At 60.3% G+C, this 4,781-nt stretch carries 4 protein-coding genes and 1 pseudogene; 3 read left to right on the forward strand and 2 right to left on the reverse strand.

Features of this window, described 5'->3' with window-relative positions:
- The coding region (ppnN, locus tag OQK_RS26350; RefSeq protein WP_016775077.1) for a nucleotide 5'-monophosphate nucleosidase PpnN at positions 1-1,163 on the forward strand (1,163 nt) is incomplete at its 5' end.
- 198 nt (positions 1,164-1,361) lie between these two features.
- Here ppnN and OQK_RS26355 read toward each other — a convergent pair.
- Positions 1,362-2,765, reverse strand: coding sequence for an FAD/NAD(P)-binding protein (locus OQK_RS26355; protein ID WP_016775078.1), 1,404 nt, complete (start codon positions 2,763-2,765; stop codon positions 1,362-1,364).
- A complete protein-coding gene (locus OQK_RS26360) occupies positions 2,766-3,329 on the reverse strand; it encodes a helix-turn-helix domain-containing protein (RefSeq protein ID WP_016775079.1) in 564 nt (187 codons plus the stop codon).
- 85 nt (positions 3,330-3,414) lie between these two features.
- Here OQK_RS26360 and OQK_RS26365 point away from each other — a divergent pair, with 85 nt between their 5' ends.
- A complete protein-coding gene (locus tag OQK_RS26365) occupies positions 3,415-4,350 on the forward strand; it encodes a DMT family transporter (protein WP_016775080.1) in 936 nt (311 codons plus the stop codon).
- Between the two features lie 170 nt (positions 4,351-4,520).
- A pseudogene (locus OQK_RS30670) lies at positions 4,521-4,781 on the forward strand (hypothetical protein); the annotation flags it as partial.

The following is a 4,781-nucleotide window of genomic DNA, read 5'->3' on the forward strand; positions in this document are numbered from 1 at the left end:
TTCACCAGCAGGATCGCGGTGTACGCCTGGAGCTGCTGAACGCTCCGGCTGACGCGTTCGTCGACGGCGAGATGATCGCCAGCACCCGCGAAATGCTCTTCAGCGCCCTGCGCGACATCGTCTACACCGAGAACGAACTCGACAGCCAGCGCATCGACCTGAGCAATTCCCAAGGCATCAGCGACTACGTGTTCCATCTGCTGCGCAACGCGCGCACCCTGCGCCCGGGCGTCGAGCCGAAAATCGTGGTGTGCTGGGGCGGCCACTCGATCAACACCGAAGAATACAAATACACCAAGAAAGTCGGCCACGAACTGGGCCTGCGCAGCCTCGACATCTGCACCGGTTGCGGCCCTGGCGTGATGAAAGGCCCGATGAAAGGCGCGACCATTGCCCATGCCAAACAGCGCATTCACGGCGGTCGCTACCTCGGCCTGACCGAGCCAGGCATCATCGCCGCCGAAGCGCCGAACCCGATCGTCAATGAGCTGGTGATCCTGCCGGACATCGAAAAGCGTCTGGAAGCCTTCGTCCGTGTCGGCCACGGCATCATCATTTTCCCGGGCGGCGCCGGTACGGCCGAAGAGTTCCTCTACCTGCTCGGCATCCTGATGCACCCGGACAACGCAGGCCTGCCCTTCCCGGTCATCCTCACCGGGCCGAAGCATGCCGCGCCGTATCTGGAACAGCTGGATGCGTTTGTCGTCGCGACCCTCGGCGAAGCGGCGAAGCAGCATTACGAGATCATCATCGACGACCCGGCCGAAGTGGCGCGGCAGATGACTCAAGGCCTGAAAGCGGTGAAGCAGTTCCGCCGCGAGCGTAACGATGCGTTCCATTTCAATTGGCTGTTGAAGATCGATGAGGGCTTCCAGCGCCCGTTCGATCCAACCCACGAAAACATGGCCAACCTGAAACTGCATCGCGACCAGCCACCGCATGAACTGGCGGCCAATCTGCGTCGGGCGTTTTCCGGGATCGTCGCCGGTAACGTCAAGGACAAAGGCATTCGCCTGATCGAAGAGCACGGGCCGTATCAGATCCGTGGTGATGCGGCGATCATGCAGCCGCTTGATGCGCTGCTAAAGGCCTTCGTCGCCCAGCACCGGATGAAGTTGCCGGGTGGCGCGGCGTATGTGCCGTGCTATCGCGTCGTCGCGTAATTTCAAGTCGTAACGCACACCCATTGTGGGAGCTGGCTTGCCAGCGATAGCGGTCTTTCATTCAACAGAGACGTTGAATCAGATGACGCTTTTCGCGAGCAAGCTCGCTCCCACAGGATTTATGGTGTGGCGCAAATTGTAGTCACAACCTCAATCTCCTTGTGGGAGCGAGCCTGCTCGCGAAGCCGGAAGAACACTTCAATCTTTCGAGCTATCCACCAACCGCCGAGCCAACGCTTTAGCCTGCGCAGCGACGTCCGTCACTGCCGTACTTTCCCACCACATCCCGCGCAACGGCGGGCCCATGGCAAACAACCGAGCGCTCACCTGCCCTTCGGCATCCACCACTGCGCCGTCCTTTGCTGTGATCCCCAGCGCCAGCGGCCCCGGTTGCACCAGTCCTCGCGCCAGCAATTGCTGCGGCAACGGTCGTGCAACACGCCGCCAGTCGTATTCAATGCCGCTGGAGTTGATCAGCGCCGCACCGCTCACTGTAGATGTTTCAGTCTCACCCTGCGGACGGATGCGGATGGTCACAGCATCGCCAGCGCCGGGCTCAATCCCCTTGAACGACGCTGCATGAATGCGCAAGCGCCCTTCCTGGTGCAGCCGTTCGATCAACTCGGCACTCAGTGGCGGCGAACGATGGTGATGACTCTCCCACCATGGCCGTACATGCCGTACGAATTGTCGACGCTGCACGTCAGTCGCCTGACTCCACAACCGCGCGATGTGCGCGCGAACCGTATCCAGCGGCGCCTGCCAGTCGATGCCTTGGGCGACTGCGTCGCGACAATGTCGACGCAACTCGCGCAGCAACTGGCGGGGCGTACGAATGTTGTGATCTGCTGCCAGAAAATCCACCCACGCCGGCGGTTGACGGCGCACGTGCGGCAGCAGGCCATGCCGGGAGAACACCTCAATCGGCCCGCGATGCCCGGCCTGCTCCAGCGACACCACGGCATCGACCATGGTCAGACCGGAGCCGATGATCAGCACGGTGGACTGCGGGTCGAGTTCGCGCATGGCCGCCACATCCCAGGGATCGAGCGCTGCGGCGTTAAGGCCACTGGACTGCGTCTGCGGCGTGCGAGCGGCGGGAAACATGCCGGTGGCCAGCACCGCCTGCGATCCACGCAGAGTCTGGCCATCGCTCAAGGTGAGCTGCACTGAACCAGCATCAACATGCAGGTCGACGACCTCGGCACAGAAATGTTCAACGGTCGAGCCTTGCAGGTTACCCGCTGCCCTGGCTTCGGCCAGACGCTGTTGCACATAGACCCCGAACAGGCCACGCGGCGGAAACAGCTCACTGACCGGCACGTCCTGCTCGGCAGATTCCGGCCAGCCGCCGCCGGCAATATGCGCGGTCAGCCACTGCGTCAGATCATCAGGATTATCCGGGTCGACGCTCATCCGCGCCGCGTTGCCGTTCAGCGTATGTCCCAACTCAACGGCGCTGTAAGCCTCACCACGTCCCAATTCAGCACGCGGCTCGATAATCGCTATTCTTCGTTGCCCAGGCAGGCGTAACAATTGCACCGCCAGCATCGTGCCACTGAGGCCGCCGCCGATGATCAGGATGTCCGCAGGCTGCTCCATTCAGATCACCACATTACGCACGAACCGCGCAGCCACATCGCCATCGTTGCGGTAGGCATGCGGTTGATTGCTGGCGAACATGAAAAACTCTCCTTTATTGATGTACTGCGCCTGATCGCCGAGCATCAGTGTCAGGCATCCTTCAAATACGTAAATCTGCTCGCTCCAGCCATCGGCGTCCGGTTGCGACGGATAAACTTCGCCCGGTTGCAGACACCATTCCCATTGTTCGACTTCGCGGCTCGCGGTGGCTTTGGACAGTAGCACGGCTCTGCTGCCGGGAATCGTGCCCGCCCAGGCAACCTCATTGATCCGGCTCGGGTCGCGCGCATCGTGCGCTTGGATCAGATCACTGAAGGCAACGTCGAGCGCTTCGGCAACGCGATCAAGCGTGGTCAGGCTGACATTCTTTTCGCCTGCCTCGATTGCTACCAGCATCCGTCGGCTCACCCCGGATTTTTCCGCCAGTGCGGTCTGGCTCATATCCGCAGCATGGCGCAGTCGTCGAACGTTCTGGCTGACGTGTTGCAGAACGGAGGCTCGCTGAGTCAAATCTTTGTGCACTATATTGCTCACTCGGTGAGGTTGGGCAGTATACTGCGCAACATTGGCGGCATTGTGCGGCCTCCCTTTTAATGTGCGCAAGGTCATGATGTCGCTAAACAATTCTGCGTCCCGAATCCGCTTCTCCCGCTTCAGCAAAGCCGAGTGCGTGCTGGTGCTGATTACCATGATCTGGGGCGGTACGTTTCTGATTGTGCAACATGCCATGACGGTCAGCGGCCCGATGTTTTTCGTCGGCCTGCGCTTCGCCGCAGCGGCGGCGATCGTGGCGATGTTTTCCTGGCGGCACTTGCGCGAGTTGACCTTGTTCGAAGTCAAGGCAGGGTCGTTCATCGGTGTAGCGATCATGCTTGGTTATGGCTTGCAGACGGTCGGGCTGCAAAGCATTCCGAGCAGTCAGTCGGCGTTCATTACCGCGCTGTACGTGCCGTTTGTGCCGCTGCTGCAATGGCTGGTGCTGGGACGGCGTCCGGGGTTGATGCCAAGTATCGGGATCATGCTGGCGTTTACCGGTTTGATGTTGTTGTCGGGTCCTTCAGGGGCGGCGCTGAATTTCAGTCCCGGAGAAATTGCGACATTGATCAGCGCCGTTGCGATTGCTGCTGAAATCATTTTGATCAGCACTTTCGCCGGGCAGGTGGATGTGCGGCGAGTGACGGTGGTGCAACTGGCGGTGACGGCGGTGCTGTCGTTCTTGCTGGTAGTCCCGACAGGTGAAGTGATTCCGGATTTTTCCTGGTTGTTGCTGGTAACCGCTTTGGGTCTGGGCGCAGCAAGTGCGGCGATTCAGGTGGCGATGAACTGGGCACAGAAGAGTGTTTCGCCGACTCGGGCGACGTTGATCTATGCCGGTGAACCGGTGTGGGCCGGGATTGTCGGACGGATTGCCGGGGAGCGCTTGCCGGCAATTGCGCTGGTTGGGGCCGGGTTGATTGTTGCGGCGGTGATTATCAGTGAGCTGAAGACCAAGGGAAGGTCCACCGAGGCAGAAGCTGAGCTGGAGCGGGAAACGCAGGGGTGACCCGCAATCTCTTCTGGCTGCTCGCGAAAGCGCCGCACCATCGTTGCACCTGAAACAGCGCCAAACACAAATTTCCAGACTACTTTGTAGGATTCTGAGACATCCTCGCGTTTGGTGATCAGGGAGCTGGCACGTATGATGCTTCACAAACTTCCGCAGATTAGAAGCCTATGTCCCTGATAGTTCTACTGCTTCTGCCGTTCATTGGCAGCTGTCTGGCAGCGGTGCTGCCGCACAATGCGCGTAATGCCGAATCCCTGCTGGCGGGTCTGGTCGCTTTGATCGGCACCGTTCAGGTCGCGATGCTGTACCCGCAAATCGCCCACGGCGGCGTGATCCGCGAAGAATTCATGTGGTTGCCCAGCCTCGGGCTGAACTTCATTCTGCGTATGGACGGCTTCGCCTGGACTGTTCTCGATGCTGGTGCTCGG

Origin of the sequence: Pseudomonas sp. R62 (assembly GCF_000257605.1) — a bacterium.
In the GTDB taxonomy this organism is placed as follows: Bacteria; Pseudomonadota; Gammaproteobacteria; order Pseudomonadales; family Pseudomonadaceae; genus Aquipseudomonas; species Aquipseudomonas atacamensis.